The 16,678-nt window shown below is 63.2% G+C and carries 13 protein-coding genes; 5 read left to right on the top strand and 8 right to left on the bottom strand.

Annotation, left to right across the window (positions count from 1 at the left end; all coding sequences use genetic code 11):
* Positions 1-263: 263 nt before the first annotated feature.
* Together B3V69_RS14030 and B3V69_RS14025 are read right to left on the bottom strand one after the other, a co-directional pair.
* On the bottom strand, positions 264-1,529 hold the full coding sequence (locus tag B3V69_RS14030; protein ID WP_296447530.1) for a mechanosensitive ion channel family protein: 1,266 nt from the start codon (positions 1,527-1,529) through the stop codon (positions 264-266).
* A complete protein-coding gene (locus B3V69_RS14025) occupies positions 1,522-2,475 on the bottom strand; it encodes a histone deacetylase family protein (RefSeq protein WP_296447528.1) in 954 nt (317 codons plus the stop codon). The genes B3V69_RS14030 and B3V69_RS14025 overlap by 8 nt, the downstream gene beginning before the upstream one ends.
* Before the next feature lie 41 nt (positions 2,476-2,516).
* Here B3V69_RS14025 and B3V69_RS14020 point away from each other — a divergent pair, with 41 nt between their 5' ends.
* The 5 genes from B3V69_RS14020 to B3V69_RS14000 all read left to right on the top strand — a co-directional run bounded on the left by B3V69_RS14020 (position 2,517) and on the right by B3V69_RS14000 (position 9,119).
* Positions 2,517-3,437: an AAA family ATPase gene (locus tag B3V69_RS14020; protein WP_296447526.1), complete on the top strand. Its 921-nt coding sequence runs from the start codon at positions 2,517-2,519 to the stop codon at positions 3,435-3,437.
* The gene (locus tag B3V69_RS14015; protein WP_296447525.1) at positions 3,434-4,366 is read left to right on the top strand and encodes a DUF58 domain-containing protein; all 933 of its coding nucleotides are present in this window, start codon (positions 3,434-3,436) and stop codon (positions 4,364-4,366) included. Before B3V69_RS14020 ends, B3V69_RS14015 begins: the two co-directional genes overlap by 4 nt.
* A gap of 572 nt (positions 4,367-4,938) precedes the next feature.
* Positions 4,939-6,948 carry a DUF3488 and transglutaminase-like domain-containing protein gene (locus B3V69_RS14010; protein WP_296447524.1) on the top strand — a complete coding sequence of 670 codons (2,010 nt, stop codon included), beginning with the start codon at positions 4,939-4,941 and terminating at the stop codon, positions 6,946-6,948.
* A gap of 47 nt (positions 6,949-6,995) precedes the next feature.
* Positions 6,996-8,027 (top strand): lytic murein transglycosylase B, encoded by a 1,032-nt coding sequence (gene mltB, locus B3V69_RS14005; RefSeq protein ID WP_296447534.1) that lies wholly within the window; start codon positions 6,996-6,998, stop codon positions 8,025-8,027.
* Positions 8,028-8,090: 63 nt separating this feature from the next.
* Entirely contained in the window at positions 8,091-9,119 is a 1,029-nt protein-coding gene (locus B3V69_RS14000; protein ID WP_296447523.1) for an NADP-dependent oxidoreductase, read from the top strand.
* Between the two features lie 46 nt (positions 9,120-9,165).
* Here the strand turns inward: B3V69_RS14000 and B3V69_RS13995 are convergent, their stop codons facing one another.
* From B3V69_RS13995 to B3V69_RS13970, 6 genes are all read right to left on the bottom strand, one after another.
* Positions 9,166-10,125: an alpha-E domain-containing protein gene (locus B3V69_RS13995; RefSeq protein ID WP_296447521.1), complete on the bottom strand. Its 960-nt coding sequence runs from the start codon at positions 10,123-10,125 to the stop codon at positions 9,166-9,168.
* Between the two features lie 16 nt (positions 10,126-10,141).
* Entirely contained in the window at positions 10,142-11,644 is a 1,503-nt protein-coding gene (locus tag B3V69_RS13990; RefSeq protein WP_296447519.1) for a circularly permuted type 2 ATP-grasp protein, read from the bottom strand.
* Between the two features lie 166 nt (positions 11,645-11,810).
* Complete coding sequence (locus B3V69_RS13985) at positions 11,811-14,237, bottom strand: DNA internalization-related competence protein ComEC/Rec2 (protein WP_296447517.1); 2,427 nt, start codon at positions 14,235-14,237, stop codon at positions 11,811-11,813.
* Entirely contained in the window at positions 14,237-15,421 is a 1,185-nt protein-coding gene (locus B3V69_RS13980) for an AI-2E family transporter (protein ID WP_296447515.1), read from the bottom strand. The genes B3V69_RS13985 and B3V69_RS13980 overlap by 1 nt, the downstream gene beginning before the upstream one ends.
* Positions 15,422-15,465: 44 nt before the next feature.
* Entirely contained in the window at positions 15,466-16,290 is an 825-nt protein-coding gene (locus B3V69_RS13975; protein ID WP_296447513.1) for an HDOD domain-containing protein, read from the bottom strand.
* Positions 16,291-16,351: 61 nt separating this feature from the next.
* Positions 16,352-16,678: S1 RNA-binding domain-containing protein (locus B3V69_RS13970; RefSeq protein WP_296447511.1), on the bottom strand; the 327-nt coding region annotated here is incomplete at its 5' end.

The raw sequence follows: 16,678 nt of genomic DNA, 5'->3' as shown, positions 1-16,678 counted from the left end.
TTGTCCGACTTGACGCGGACCTTCACGTTGTAGTCCACCACGCGCTTGACTGCGACCAGGACTTTCATTGCTACGACTCCAGATAGTTACGAATTCTGCGATTTACTTGATGCTGACGCCAAACTGATTGACGTGCACGTCAACCGCACGATTCTATGCTGTGTCGCCTGCCAGCCTAGTCATTCACATGACAATCAGCCAACAAAACACAAAATAGTACGACCGTGCTTTTTTTGATTATACCTGCACGAATCCCTGATTCTTCAAGCCGCGCGGGTATGCACGACACGCTGCGGATAGGGAATCTCGATATGGTTCTCGCGCAACGATCTGAGAATGTCGAGGTTGATCAAGGATTTCAGATTGAGGCTCCCGTTCTCCGGGTCGGTAATCCAGTAGCCGACGGTGAACTCCAGACCGTCGACCCCGAAATTCGACAGCGCCACCGAAGGCTCGGGGTCGTGCAGCACGCGTTCATGGTTCAAGGTGGCCTGTTTCAACAAGCGCATCACCAGGTCCACATCACTGTCATATCCCACGGAAATCACGGCCGACTGCCAGACCCGCGTGTCGGCCAGCGACAGGTTTTCAACCCGGCTGGTGATCAGCATCTCATTGGGCACGATGGACTCGCGTCCGGTCACCGAGCGGATGACGGTGTAACGCGCGTTGATTTGCGTGATGCGGCCCTCAAAATTATCCACTCGCACGTTGTCGCCGATGCGCATGCTGCGCTCGGCCAGAATGACAAAACCACTGACGTAGTTGGCCGCCAGCTTTTGCAAGCCAAAACCGACACCCACGCCAATCGCACCGCCCAGCACCGACAGGGCCGACAAATTGATACCCACCGCCGACAGCGCCAGCAACAGGCCGACGAACATCAACAGCGCGCGAGTGGCGTTGCTCGCCGCCTTGCGCAAGGACAACTCGCCGCCGGTCGCGGAGCGCAACAGGCGGGCCTCTATGGCCGATGAAATCCACAGGGTGAAGATCAGCACGGCACCCGCCGTCAGGGTGCCCTCCAGCATGTTGCGCACCGACAGCGTGGCGCCACCGACCTTCCAGGTGATTTGATCGAGCTCCTCCAGAATCACCGGCAGCAGCCCGCTGACCCACAACACCATCGCCAGCCACGCGACCCAGGAAATGGTTCGCTCCAGCAGGCGCACCAGTGGCGTATCACGGAACGCCGCCTGCAGCACCTTGACCCCCAAACGAATGACCAGCAGGGAGATCAGGACCGGAATCGCTATTTTGAAAACGGCCAGCGTCACCCGGCCGACCAGCAGGGCACGGGCCACATAAGTCAGGCACAGCCACAACAAGGGAAACAACACGCCGTCCACAATGCGCTTGCCAAACAGGATGGAGGTCTTGTCACGCGTGCCCATGGCGCGGCAGACCAGCGCGGCGATAGCCCAGGCGGCGACGCCACACAAGACCAGCACCCCCAGCTCCATCAGGGCGGCGGGTTGGGCCAGCGCCGCAATCCAGCCATCCAGGTCGGTAATGCGGGCATCAGACATCCGCCAGCACCCGGATATGCGCCTCCACGCTGCGCCCCAGCGCGCTCAAGGCATAGCCGCCTTCCAGACAGGAGACGATGCGACCCTTGGCATGACGCCGGGCCACGTCCTTGACGCGATGGGTAATCCAGGCGTAGTCCTGCTCGACCAGGCCCATCTGGCCCATGTCGTCTTCGCGGTGCGCGTCAAACCCGGCACTGATGAATATCATCTCGGGACGAAAAGCCTCCAGCCGCGGGATCCAGATGCTCTCAATCAGGTCCCGTATGTCCATGCCCTTGGTGTAGGCCGGTACCGGCAGATTGACCAGGTTGCTGGCACTGGAATGAGGCCAATCCATGGGATAAAACGGATGCTGAAAAAAGCTCACCATGAGAATGCGCTGGTCGCCCCCCACGATGTCTTCGGTGCCGTTGCCGTGGTGCACATCAAAGTCCACAATCGCCACCCGCTTCAAGCCGTGGCGCTCCAGTGCGTACTTGGCGGCTATCGCCACATTGTTGAAAAAGCAAAACCCCATCGCCTTGTCATGGCAGGCGTGGTGTCCGGGCGGGCGAATGGCACAAAAAGCATTCTCCATCTCACCCGCCATCACGGCATCGGTGGCCGCCAGTGCAGCACCGGCCGCGCGTAGCGCCGCATCCCATGTATGAACATTGATGGAGGTGTCCGGGTCGACCTGGGCATGCGTTGGGCCTCCGGCCTCGATTTCTTCCCGCAAGCCGTCGCTCAGGCCGCGCAGTGAAGCGATGTACATGCGGCTGTGCGCCAGCTCGATGTCGCTCAACGGGGCTAGGGGCGCCTCGCGCCGGGTCAGGGCCACATCCAGGCCCGAGATCAGAAGTCTGTCTTCGATGGCATCGAGGCGCTCAGGACATTCGGGGTGCCCCGCGCCCATTTCATGTTTCCAGCAATCGCGATGGGTAAAGTATCCGGTCATAGTCACAGTGCGGCCCTGTCTCTGAATTTTTTTGGTAAGGTCATGCCATGGATGCACAACAAAAACTTAAATCACTGGTTAATCAGCTTAACACGGTGATTGTTGGCAAGCCTGACCAAACGCAAGATTGTGTGGCGTGCCTGCTGGCCGGTGGCCACCTGCTGATTGAAGACGTGCCCGGTGTTGGCAAGACCACGCTGGCCCACGCGCTGGCCCGAACCTTTGGCCTGCAGTTCTCGCGCGTTCAGTTCACCGCCGACCTGATGCCCAGCGACCTCACCGGCGTGTCGATTTACGAGCGCGCCAAGGAGGCTTTTGTGTTCCACCCGGGGCCGCTGTTTGCGCAGGTGCTGCTGGCCGATGAGATCAACCGTGCCAGCCCCAAAACCCAGAGCGCGCTGCTGGAAGCGATGGAAGAGAAGCAGGTCACCGTGGACGGCGAAACCCGCGCCCTGCCCTCGCCTTTCTTTGTCATCGCCACACAAAACCCGCACGACCAGCTCGGCACCTATGCCCTGCCGGAGTCGCAGCTGGACCGGTTTTTGATGCGCATCTCGCTCGGCTACCCGGATCGCGCCGCCGAGCGCGAGCTGCTGGCGGGCCACGACCGCCGCGACATTCTGGATGCCCTGCCCAGCTTGCTGAACGCGGCGGAGTTGCAAGCGCTGCAGCGCCAGGTGCTGGACATTCATGCCAGCGCGCCGCTGCTGGACTATGTACAGGACCTGATTACCGCCACCCGGTCTGGCCAGTGGTTCCTGATGGGCCTGAGCCCACGGGCCGGCATTGCCGTGGTGCGCGCCGCCAAGGCGCAAGCCTTGCTCTGTGGGCGCGACTATGTAGCACCGGACGACGTGCAGGCCATCCTGCCGCAAACCATAGCCCACCGCCTGATTCCGGTCGGGGACGCGGGTCGCGGATCGGTCGAACAGGTGCGCGCCATGCTTGACGCCGTACCGCTGCCGTGAACCGGTTCCAGCGCTGGTTCGTGACGCGGCTGCCCTTGCGCGACGTCGTCACCCTGACCCAGCGCAACGTCTACATCCTGCCGACCCGCCCCGGTTTCATGCTGGGCGCCACGCTATTGCTGCTGCTGGTCACGTCGATCAACTACCAGCTCAACCTGGGCTACCTGCTGACCTTTTTGCTGGGCGGCAGCGCCGTCGTGGGCATGTATGTGTGCCACGGCACCCTGCGTGGCATTACTATGAATTTGATAGCGCCCGATGCAATATTCACGGGGGCTAGCGCCACAATTACCATAAACCTCCAGAGTCAAAGGCGCAGCATCCGGCACGGCATTGGTCTGGCGGTGTTGGGGTCGGACCACTGGGTCTGGACCGACCTACCGGCGCAGGGCAGCGCGACCGTGCACATCGCCTTCAAGCCGGAGCGGCGCGGCCTGCACCGGGTGCCGGCGCTGACGGCTGAAACGCGTTTTCCGCTGGGCACGTTTCGGGTCTGGACCGCGTGGCGGCCCGCTGCCCAAGTGCTGGTGTACCCGGCACCCGAATCTTCTGCGCCGCCTTTGCCACCGGGTGAACCGCGCGCCGGCGGTGCCGCCGCCGCGCACCAGCACGTCAGCGGCGAATACGACGGCGTACGCGCCTACCGCCGCGGCGACCCGCTGAAGCTGGTGGTCTGGAAGAAGGCCGCCAAGGCCGACGAACTGGTCAGCCGCGACGCCAGCCAGGTGCAACGCGTTGAGTTGTGGCTGGACCGGCAGCACTGCGGCACTTCGCACCCGGAGCAACAGCTGTCGCGCTTGTGTGCCTGGGTGCTGCAGGCCGAGAAGCTGGGGCTGGATTACGGTTTGCGCTTGGGCGGCCAGGACATCAAGCCCAGCTGCGGTGAAGTGCACAAACGGCACTGTCTGGAAGCGCTGGCTTTATGTTGAGTGTTTTGGGCGAGTCATGGCGGGGTGGGAGTCGCACTGGCAGGCGCGGCATGTCGGGATGTGCGCCCGACAGCGCAGTAACTTTCTTTTGCTTCGCCAAAAGAAAGTCACCAAAGAAAAGGCGAGCCGGATTCGTCGCCCGGCGCTTTGCGCCGGTAAGCTGCGTTGCTCGGCCCGGTCGGGGTCTGGCTAAACTCGCTGCGCTCAGACAACGCCAGCCCTTATCCGCCCAGGCCTGCGCTACTCGCCTCCTCATAACGGCTTTAATACCGGAGACAGAACACACCGAATACGCGCGGCCGCGCGTATTCGGTTCTTCGGCTGTTCTGCCATCGCCCATTGAGGCAGGGCTGAGCAGCACAGCGGCAAGCGGATCAGCGCGGGCGTTGTCTGAGCGCAGCGAGTTTAGCCCGACCCCGCTTGACGCGAGCAGCGCAAGGCACCGCGAAGCGGCCCTGACGTTGGGCTCGCCTTCTTTTGCTTACTTTTCTTGGCGAAGCAAGAAAAGTGAGTCGCCCGCCGGGGCGAGACCCGGCTTCGCTGCGCGCCTATAAGTCAACAGAGAAGCCACCATGTTGAAGCGCCTCAACCAACTCCCCCGTGACAGCCGCGACACCCTGTTCCTGCTGCTGGTGATCGCCTGGGTGGTGATGCCTCAGGTCGGCTATCTGCCACTGTGGTGCAGTTTGCTGGCCGCCGGCGTGCTGTTGTGGCGCGGCTGGCTGGCCGTCACGGTGCGGCCGCTGCCCTCCCGCTGGTGGCTGCTGGGCTTGCTGGTGCTGACGATGGCCGCTACCTGGTTCACGCACAAAACATTGCTCGGACGCGACGCCGGCATCACCCTGATCGTGGTCTTGCTGGCCTTGAAAACACTGGAGCTGCGGGCCAAACGGGATGCCTTCGTGGTGTTTTTCCTCAGCTTCTTCACCCTGCTGACCAACTTCTTCTTCTCGCAATCGCTGCTCACCGCAGCGGCCATGCTGATCGCGCTGCTGGGCCTGCTCACGGCGTTGGTCAACGCCCACATGCCGGTCGGGAAACCGCCCTTGGCGCAGGCCGCCAAAACCGCCGGCTGGATGGCGCTGCTGGGCGCCCCCATCATGGCCGTGCTGTTTGTGTTGTTTCCGCGGATGGCGCCGCTGTGGGGCATCCCGAGCGACGGCATGAGCGGGCGCAGTGGCTTGTCCGCCAGCATGCAGGTGGGCAACATTGCCAGCCTGGCGCTGGACGACAGCATCGCCCTGCGCATCCGCTTTGACGGCGCGGCGCCGCCGCAGTCCGAGCTGTACTTTCGCGGACCGGTGCTGTCCACCTTCGACGGCCGCAACTGGCGGCCGCTGCGCTCGGGCTTCCCGGCCCGCATGCAGCCGCCGGCCAATCTGCAGGTGCAGGGGTTACCCGTCAACTACCAGGTGACGCTGGAGCCCAACAACCGGCCGTGGTTATTGCTGCTGGACGCCACCCCGACCAAGCCCGTATTAAGCGGCTTTGACGCCAGCATGACGCCCGAGCTGCAATGGCTGGCGGACCGCCCGATTACCGACCTGGTGCGCTACACCGCCCGGAGCTACCCCGACTTCCGTCACGGCCCGCCAAGCCAGGTGGCCGGCCTGCAAGACTATCTGGAGCTGCCCGCCGGCTTCAACCCGCGCACGCTGCAACTGGCCGCCGAGCTGCGGCGCGACCCGCGCAATGTGAGAGCCGACGGCGCGCAACTGGTGGGCGCCGTGCTGGCGCGTCTGCGCACCGGTGGCTACAGCTACACGCTGGACCCCGGCGTCTACGGCCAGCACACGGCCGACGAGTTCTGGTTCGACCGCAAAGAGGGTTTTTGCGAACACATTGCGTCGAGCTTCGTGATCCTGATGCGTGCGCTCGATGTACCCGCCCGCATCGTCACCGGCTACCAGGGCGGTGAAAAAAACACCGTGGACGGTTTCTGGACCGTGCGCCAGAGCGACGCCCACGCCTGGGCCGAGGTCTGGCTTAGCGGGCGCGGCTGGGTGCGGGTGGACCCAACCTCGGCCGTGGCACCCGGGCGCATCAGTGCCCCGCAGCGCCTGCAGGCGCCGACCAGCGTGATCACCAGCGTCCTGAGCAATGTCAGCCCTGGGCTGGCCCTGAGTCTGCGCACCTTGTGGGACGCCGTCAACAACCGCTGGAATCAATCGGTACTGAACTACACGCAGGGCAAACAGCTCAATTTGTTGAAGGACATCGGCTTCGAGTCGCCCAGCTGGGAGGACCTGATCTACCTCTTGATTGCGATCGTGGTGCTGGCCAGCCTGGGCGGCGCGGCCTGGACCCTATGGGAACGCAGCCGGCATGACCCCTGGCTGCGCCTGCTGGCGACGGCCGCGGCGCGTCTGCAAAAAGCCGGTGTCAACGTCGCGCCGAACAGCCCGCCGCGCGCGATGGCGGAGCAGTTGGCCCAGCAGTTCGGCCCGAAAAACCCCGCGGCACTGGCGATTCGCGACTGGCTGCTGCGCCTCGAAGTGCAGCGCTATGCGCCGCCCGGCGCCCAGCGCACTGGTCTCGCTACACTGCAACGCGAACTCAAACAACTGGTGTGGCCGACGTGACTTTCAAATTTCTCTCATTTGCTATATTTTTTATAGCTGCCTGCGCAATGTCGACGGGGGCTCAGGCCACGAAAAGCATTAAGAAGAAAGTCGTCGCCGCCCGCCAACCGGCCCTGCCCGGCCCGGCCTACGCCGAGCGCGCGGATGCCATGCAGGCCGCCGACGACATGGCGGCGCGCCGCGATCTGGACCGTGACTGGGTACGCCAAGCCATCGGCCAGGCCCACTACTTGCCGCAGGTGGCCAAGTTCATCCAGCCGCCCCCGGTCGGCACGCTCAAGAACTGGCGCGTCTACCGCAGCCGTTTCATTGACCCGGTTCGCATCAACGCCGGGGTCAAATTCTGGCAGGACAACCGCGAGACGCTGGCGCGGGCTGAAAGCGAAACCGGCGTGCCAGCCGAGATCATCGTCGGCATCATCGGCGTGGAAACCATTTACGGCCAGCAAATGGGCAGCTTTCGGGTGATCGACGCGCTCACCACCCTGGCCTTTGATTTTCCGGCCAACCACCCGCGCGCCAAAGAGCGCAGCGAGTTTTTCAAAGGCGAGCTGGAACAGTATTTAAGCCTGACCCACCGCACCAGCGTCGACCCGCTGACGCTGCATGGCAGCTTCGCCGGGGCCATGGGCATGGCCCAGTTCATGCCGTCCGCTTGGGTGAAATATGCGATTGATTTTGACGGCGACGGCCGGGTTGACCTGTTCAACAGCCCGGCCGATGTGATTGGTTCGGTCGCCAATTATTTCAAGGCCTTCAACTGGCAGCGCGGCATGCCCACCCATTTCCCGGTGAGCTTTGATACGGCCAAGCTCGACAAAGACGCGCTGCTGGCGCCCGACATCCTGCCCACCTTCAGCGTCGCCAGCTTCGTGGCCAATGGGGCGGTGCTGGAAGGCCCAGCCCTGCAACACCCGGGCCCGCTGGCGCTGGTGGAGTTGCAAAATGGGGACGCGCCGCCCAGCTACGTGGCCGGCACCGAGAACTTCTATGCCATCACGCGCTACAACTGGAGCAGCTACTACGCCCTGGCGGTGATTGAGTTGGGCCAGGCCGTTGCGGCAGAAATGAATCGCTGAACACGCTGCACGCCCTTCTCCAAACGCGCGCAATCACGTCCACCAACTCCCGAAAGAATGAACATGTCAAACGCAACGCTGCTCAACCGCCAATGGTTTTACGTCAAGCGCCCGCAGGACCGGGTCAGCGCGGAACACTACGACCTGCGCGAAAGCGCGCTGGATACAACACTGTCGACCAACGAGGTCATCGTGCGTGCGCGCTACATCAGCGTGGACCCCTACATGCGTATCCAGCAGCATGAGCGCAACACCTACGATGTGCCGCATCCGCTGGGCATTGTGCAGCGCTCAGGGGTGGTCGGCCAGGTGGTGGCGTCAGCCAGCGAGCGCTTCCGGGCGGACGATTGGGTGCTGAGCGCCAGCGGCTGGCAACTTTTTGACAAATGCCACGCCAACGACCTGCAGCTCATCAATCCGCAAACCGCACCGGTGAGCACCGCGCTGGGCGTGTTGGGCATGCCCGGACGCACCGCCTGGTTCGGCCTGATGGACGCGGGCCGACCGCGACCAGGCGACACGCTGGTGGTGTCGGGCGCGGCCGGCGCCGTGGGCTCGCTGGTGGCTCAATTCGGCAAGCGTGCCGGTTGTCGCGTGATCGGCATTGCCGGCGGTGCCGCCAAATGCAGCTACCTGATCAACACCCTGAAGCTCGATGGCGCCGTGGATTACCGCGCTTTTACCAGCACCGAGGCGCTGGCCGAAGAACTGCAGCGGCAAAGCGGCGGCGTGGACATTTATTTCGACAATGTGGGCGGCATGGTGACCGATGCCGTCATCCCGCTGATCAAGCGGCGCGCCCGCATCGTCATTTGCGGCACCATCAGCCAATACGATGGCGGCCTGGACCGGCCCGACCTGGGCCCGCGTTTTCTGCAACACATGCTGTTTCAGCGCGCCACCATCCAGGGCATTCTGGCGCGCGACTTTGCGCACCGCATGGACGAAATGCGCGCCACGGTGGAGCCGTGGGTGAAAAACCGGGACATCGTTTTTGAAGAAACATTCGTCGACGGCTTCGAGCAATTGCCGCAGGCGCTCAACATGCTGTTCGACGGGAAAAACCTCGGCAAATTGCTGGTCCGCGTCTAGATCAAAGACCGGGTGCAAGGCCTCGGTCCAGCGGTCATGCGTGCCCTCAGGCGGCGGTGGGAATCAGGAAATCGCGGCTGATGTGGACACCCAGATCGTTCACCCGGTCCAGAAACTGCGTGAGATAGGCATGCAGCCCGGTGGCCAGAATTTCATCGATGCGCCCGAACTTGAGCTCCGCGCACAGTTTGCCGGCACGCCGATGGGTTTCGCCCGACAGGTCATTGGTCACCAGCCCGAGGTTGTTGACCACCTCGTTCATGCTGGCATGCAAGGAGCGCGGCATGTCGGGGCGCAGAATCAGCAGCTCGGCCACGCGCTCGGGCTTGATGACATCCCGGTACACCTTGCGATAGATCTCGAAGCCCGACACGCTGCGCAAAATGGCGCTCCAGTGGTAGAAGTCGTACTCTTGGTCTTTCTCGCTGGCGGCGCCGAAAAAGTCTCTCTTCACGGCATGAAATTTCACGTCCACCAGACGCGCCGTGTTGTCGGCACGCTCCAGAAAAGTGCCCAGGCGCATGAAGTGCAGCGCTTCGTCCATCAGCATGGTGCCCACGGTCACGCCCCGTGAGAGGTGCGAGCGGAACTTGACCCATTCAAAAAATTGCCCCGGGTCGCGCTCAAACTCGCCGCAACTGATCATGCGCTTGACTTCCAGCCAGGTGGTGTTTTGGGTCTCCCAGACTTCGGTGGTCAGGGTGCCGCGCACGGCCCGTGCGTTTTCGCGCGCGGCGCCCAGACACGACACGATGCTGGACGGATTGCTCTCGTCCTTCACCATGAAGTCCATCACATGGCGCGCCTTGACATCGCCGTGAAGCGCCTTGTAGCTGGGCGCGAGCTCGCTGATGCTGAGCAAACCCTGCCAGCCCGCCAGCGCGACCGCGTCGGATTGCGGCAGCAGCGAAGTCTGGTAATTCACATCCAGCATGCGCGCGGTGTTCTCGGCCCGCTCGGTGTAGCGGGACATCCAGAAAAGGTGATCGGCGGTACGTGACAGCATGAAAATCTCCTTGTGTTCAGGATGACTGGGGTTGGGACTGCATTCGCTTGGCAGATGTCGTGTCGTTCTCCAAAATCCAGGTATCTTTGGTGCCCCCGCCTTGTGACGAATTGACGACCAGCGAGCCTTCTTTGAGCGCCACGCGCGTCAAACCGCCCGGCACCATCTGCACCGTCTTGCCACTCAACACGTAAGGCCGCAGGTCGATATGACGCGGCGCAATGCCGCTCTCGACAAAGGTGGGGCAGCTCGACAGGCTGAGCGTGGGCTGCGCAATATAACCCCCCGGATTGGCCAGCACGGCTTTGCGGAAGTCCTCGATCTCTGCCTTCGTCGCCGCCGGTCCCACCAGCATGCCGTAGCCGCCGGCGCCATGCACTTCTTTCACCACCAGGTCTTTCAGGTTGGCCAGGGTGTAGGCCAGGTCATCCTGGTTGCGGCACATATAGGTGGGCACGTTGTTGAGGATGGGCTGTTCACCGAGGTAGAACTCGATCATCTTCGGCACATAGGGGTAGATCGACTTGTCATCGGCCACGCCGGTGCCGACCGCATTGCAGATCGTCACGTGGCCAGCACGGTAGACGTCCAGCAGGCCCGCGCAACCCAGGGTTGACTTGGGGCGAAACACCTTGGGGTCCAGAAAATCATCGTCCACCCGGCGGTAGATCACGTCCACACGCTTGGGGCCGCGCGTGGTGCGCATGTAGACAAATTTGTCTTTGACGAACAGGTCTTGCCCTTCCACCAGCTCGACGCCCATTTGCTGCGCCAAAAACGCATGCTCAAAATAGGCGCTGTTGTGCATGCCGGGCGTCAGCACCACCACCGTGGGCTCCGCCGTGGTGGCCGGGCTGCTGGCGCGCAGCGTCTCCAGCAGCAGGTCGGGGTAATGCGCAATCGGCGCGACGCGGTGCGCGTTGAACAGCTCGGGGAACAGCCGCATCATCATCTTGCGGTCTTCCAGCATGTAGCTCACGCCGCTGGGCACGCGCACGTTGTCTTCCAGCACGTAGTACTCGCCTTCGCCCTTGGCATTGGACGCACGCACGATGTCGATGCCGGCGATGTGCGAGTAAATGTTGTTGGGCACGTCCACGCCCATCATCTCGGGGCGGAACTGGGCGTTGTTTTCAATTTGCTCGCGCGGCACGACCCCGGCCTTGATGATTTCCTGCTCGTGATAGACGTCATGGAGGAAACGATTGAGCGCCGTGACACGCTGCACCAGGCCACGCTCCAGAAAAGCCCACTCATGAACCGGAATGATGCGCGGAATCAAATCGAAGGGGATGAGTCGCTCGTTACCGGCGCCTTCCTCGTCTTTCTCCCCGTAAACGGCAAAGGTGATGCCGACCCGGCGAAAGATCATCTCGGCCTCTTCGCGGCGCTTGGCCATCATGTCGCCGGGCTGCTGGGCCAGCCATTCGTCATAGATTTTGTAGTGATCACGAATCTGCGCGCCATGCGTGAAAAACTCGTAGGGCAGCTGGGTGTACATCTCGTCGAATTTCTGCATAAAGAATTTCTCTCCTGCTTCTAGCTTAGCAAGCTTTGCGCCAACCGGGATTGGTGTTTTTCCTCCCACTCACGTTCCAACCCCTCTCGCGCCTCGCTGGGCGAAAGAGGGAAGCCTCATCTTGACACTGGGAATTCTGGGTCTCTGGGGTTTTTCCAAGGGACAATCACGAGGGCACACGATGGTGCCAATAGCGCAAGCCTTCGGTGCGCTGGCATTTGACATCTAACGGATGAGCCGACTGCCAGGTGGCTGCACCACAGTGGGGCGAATCGACCACGCGAATATGGCGCTCGGCATAGCGCGCCAGTACCGGCTCGGCCGGATGGCCAAAGCGGTTGCGGTAGCCCGCCTGCACCAAGGCAATTCGTGGCTGCACGGCGTCCAGAAAGGCAGCACTGCTGGAAGTTTTGCTGCCGTGATGCGGCACCAGCAAGACATCAACCTTGAGACTTGCCCCTTCGGCCACCAGGCGCGCTTCCTGGGCTTGTTCGATATCGCCCGCCAGCAAGGCCGACTGCACACCGTTGGAAATACGCAGCGTGCAACTCATGGCGTTGGATTTGTTGGCAGCGTCATAGTCGCCCGCACGCGGGTGCAGCACTTCAAAATCCACGCCGTCCCAGCGCCAGCGCTGCCCCGCCACACAGCGCGTCGCGCGCCGCACGGCCTGTAGTTCATGGTCGTCTTCGATGGAACTGAGCAGCACCGCTTGGGGTTGCATCGCCAACACGGCCAGCGCGCCGCCCACGTGATCACTGTCGCGGTGGCTGAGCATCAGCATGTCCACCGGGGCGTCAAGGGCACGCAGCAGCGGCACCAGCACGCGGTGGCCGGCATCGCTCTCGCGGCTGAAGCGCGGCCCGGCGTCATACATCAGCACATGGCGGGCGGTGCGCACCAGGACGGCGTTGCCCTGCCCGATGTCGGCGGCCAGCAGTTCAAACTGGCCCTGCAGCGGACGCGGCGCCTGCCACAGCAGCACCGGCAGCATCAGGGGCAGACCCATGAGCCGCAAGCTCCAGGGCAGCTGCATGGCCAGCAACAAGCCGCCGACAACACCTGCCGCCCCGGCCCACAACGGTGCTTGTGCGACAGAGACCGTCGCAAACGGCAGCGCCGCCAGCAGCTGCAGGTACCAGGCCATGGCGGCAATCGCCAGCGCCGCCAGATCCCACAGCGGTGCGGCCAGCACGCCCAGCATGGCCAGCGGCGTGACAACCAGCGTGACCCACGGAATCGCCAGCGCATTGGCCACCAGACCGACCACCGAGACCTGACCAAAGAGCAACAGGGTGAGCGGCGTCAAGGCCAACGTGATCACCCATTGCTCCCGAAACATGGAATAGAAATGGCCTCTAGCCCCCGTCCTGTCTACGCTATCAGCTCCTGAATCTGTAGCAAACAAGACGCCGACCGCGACAAAGCTGAGCCAGAACCCGGCCTGCAGCAGCGCCCACGGGTCCATCGCCACGACGACCGCGCAGGCCAGCAACCAAACGTGCGGCCAAGGCCACTGCTTGCCCGACAGGCGCAGCAAGCCCACGGTGGCGAGCATCAGCACCGTGCGCTGCGAGGGCACGCCCCAGCCGCTAAAAAACGCATAGGCGGTGGCCAGCAGCACGCCGCCTGCCAAGGCGGCGCTGGGTGCTGGCAACCGCAGGCAAAGGTATTCAGAGCGGCGCCACAACCAGCCCACCGCCAGGGCGGCGAGCCAGGCGAACATGGTGACGTGCAGGCCGGAGATGGACATGAGATGCGCGACACCGGTGGCGCGGAAAATATCCCAATCGGCGCGGTCGATCGCGTTCTGGTCGCCCACCACCAAGGCGGCTATCAGGCCGGCGTACTTGCGCTCGGCCACCCGCTCAAAAATCCGGTCGCGCACCTGCTGGCGCGCGCGCTCCACCGGGTGCATCCCGGTTTGCGCGAGGCGCTGCGGCGGCGGGTCTTTGGGTCCGGCGCGCACATAGCCGGTGGCCTGCAGGCCCTGCTCCCACAGCCACAGCTCGTAGTCAAAGCCATGCGGATTGCTGCCGCCGTGCGGCGCCTTGAGACGCAGCGTCATCTGCCAGCGCTCGCCGGCCTCGATGGCGGCGGGCTGGCGCTGCAGTTCGCCGACCCCACCGGCGCCACTGCCACCGAACACACCGGAATACCAGCCCAGGTAAATGCTGGGCGGCAGGCGTACCGGCTTGTCCATCAGCTGCGCCGATTCCACTTCCAGGCGAAAGCGCACACCGGCCTCGTTGTGCTGAGGCATGGCGGCGATCACGCCGGTGACCGCCACGTCGCGTCCTTCGAGCCCGGCGTCCAGCGCATCGTTCAGAAAAACCGAGGCGCGCAGCCCGGTCAAACCGAAAGCCAACACGCCACAGGCTAGTGCCGCCAGCACCATGCGCCAACCGATTGCCAGGTATTTAGCTATAAATTTTGTAGCTGCCAGCGCCCATAGAACGGGGGCTAGCAGCATAAAACACACATAGACCGGCCAAGCATGCAAGGCCGCCTGCTGCAGCTGCACGGCGGTGCCCAGCACCAGGCCCAACAGCGCCGGGAAAAGCAGCCGGGCGATGGCGGGTCGACCTGCCATCAGGCGCCGAGAAATTCGCCGACCGGCTTGAGGTCGTCAACCCGGTCGCAAACGGCCTTGATGACCACCAGAATCGGCACCCCGAGCAACAGGCCCCACACGCCCCAGAGCCAGCCCCAGGCCAGCACGCCGACGAAGATCGCCACCGGATTCATCTTGTTGGCGCGGCTGGTCAGCCAGGGCGTCAGCAGGAAGCCTTCAATGAAGTGGATCACCAGGGAAACACCGCCCACCAGCAGCGCCGTCTCCAGCGTGCCGAACTGCAGAAAACCCACCAGCGCCGAACCGCTCGTGATGACCACGCTGCCGACGTAGGGAACCAGATCAAGCACGCCCGCGGCAACACCCCATACCGCCGCATGCTCCAGACCGATGGCCTGGAAGCACAACCAGGTGGCCACGCCCACCAGGACACTGGTGAATAGCTGCACCAGCATGTAGCGCTGAATCTGGTCGTGGATCTGATTGAGCGCCTCCAGCGTGACCCTTTTCTTGCTCAGGGTCGGGCCGGCAAGCTTGACCAATTTGCGCCTGAAACGGTCGCCCGAGGCCATCAGGAAGAAGGTAATCAAGGCCACCATGCCGATCTGGCCCAACATGCCCAGCAGCCCCATGCTGCCGTTCCACAGATGGTCCTTGATGTCGAACTTCGGCTTTTCGATCTGCACCCGTTGCACGCCACCGCCCACCGGCGCGGTACGGCTGGTTTCTTCGGCCGCCTGCTCAAGCTGGGTAGCGGCCTTTTGCACCGTGACCAGCGCGTTGTCCGGCTTGCCGGGCGAGGCGCGAACCGAGGCGCGCAGTTTTTGTGCCGCCACCGGCAGCAGCTCGACCAGCTTGCTCGCGTCCTCGCTCAGCGAATACACGGTCGCACCCATGCCACTCAAGAGGCCCAAAATCAGCAAGGCGGCACTCAAGGCGCGCGGGACCCGGCGCAACTGCAGCCAGTCCACCACCGGCGACAGGGCATAGCTGAACAGCACCCCGACCATCACCGGTATGAACACGGCGCTGGCCCAGCGCAACATGAACACACTGGCCAGCGTGGCCAGCACCACCAGGGAAACGCTGCGCACATCCACCGGCATCTGCAATAACACACGGGGCTGCTCGGCGGGCGCCGCGGCCGCTGTGCCGGGGTCCGCGCCCGCACCGTCTGCTTGCTCTGAAGTAGGGTTCGTCACGGCGGACTCCTGTTAGCCACGTAGTGTGCGCGCATGGGCTGGCGCTACAGCAGGCTGCGCCCGGGCGTCTGGACCGACCAGTCAATCGGGTCTTGCTGCAGCACCATGTCAATGTCAAGCGCCAGCACCTCGCCCACCGAACCCGGAAAGGTCACCGCGAATTCATTCTCGGTCAGGTCCGCCTCTTTGGCGCGGGCCCGCCAGGTGGCCAGATGGATGACGCCCGCCAGCGGTTCGTAGACATTATTTTCAAAGGGTGCGTACTGATACTCCAACGCTTCCACAATGGGTTTCGGAAACTGCCATTTGCGGGCAAGACCGGCACCCGCCTGGGCGTAGCAAAAACCAAAAAGCCTTGTTTCGGCCTTGGCGCGGTTCAGATTGAGCGGGGGGACTTCACGGTCCAGTGCCGCCACCTCTTCGGGCATGCCCATGTGCATCGCCAGCTCACCCACCGCGTGGATCAGGCCGCAGGTAAAGGCGGCCTGCTGATTCTGTCGCACCACGCCTGCCAGGGAACGGGCCAGCTTGGCCACATTCAGGCTGTAGGCCCAGAACTGCTGCAAGTTGATACCCGGCACGGCTCGGAGCGAGGCGCCCGAGGCCGCCGCCGCGGCCATGGTCCGCACATGGCCCAGGTCCAGAATCGCCAGTGCTTCGGAAACGCTGCTGATCTTGCCCGACAGCTTGAAAAACCCCGAGTTGGCTAACTGCAGCAGGCGCGTCGTCAACGCCGGATCGGTGCTGATGAGCTGGGTGATCGTTTTCAGATCGGGTTCGGCACGATCGAGCTCACTGAGCAAGAGCGCGACCACCTTCGGAATGCTGGGCAGAACGAACTGTAGTGCCAACAGGGCTTTCAGTTCCATGGCAACAAAACTCCGTTAGCAATATTCCATTGATTGATGAACCAGGCCAATACATTATGTATCAACGGTTCGTACCTTTCAGTTTGGCAAACGCCGACGACATGGCGGTGGATTGCGGGGTGTTGGATGGCGCGCCGGCGCCCGGCCCGTCCGATCTGCCGCGCTGGTTATTGCTCACCCCCTGAAAGCGGTTGTCGCCCGCGCTGTCGCGTCGGCTTGGGGCCGCGCCCAGCTTCATGGTCAGCGCGATGCGCTTACGGGCGACGTCCACTTCGACCACCTGCACCTTGACGATGTCGCCGGTTTTGACGATCTCGCGCGCATCGGTCACAAACTTGTGGCTCAACTGGCTGACGTGGACCAGGCCGTCCTGGTGCACGCCCAGATC

The organism is Rhodoferax sp. UBA5149, assembly GCF_002413825.1.
In the GTDB taxonomy this organism is placed as follows: Bacteria; Pseudomonadota; Gammaproteobacteria; order Burkholderiales; family Burkholderiaceae_C; genus Rhodoferax.
The sequence above is the reverse complement of the archived record's forward strand: the minus strand, read 5'-3'. Positions and strand labels throughout refer to the sequence as shown.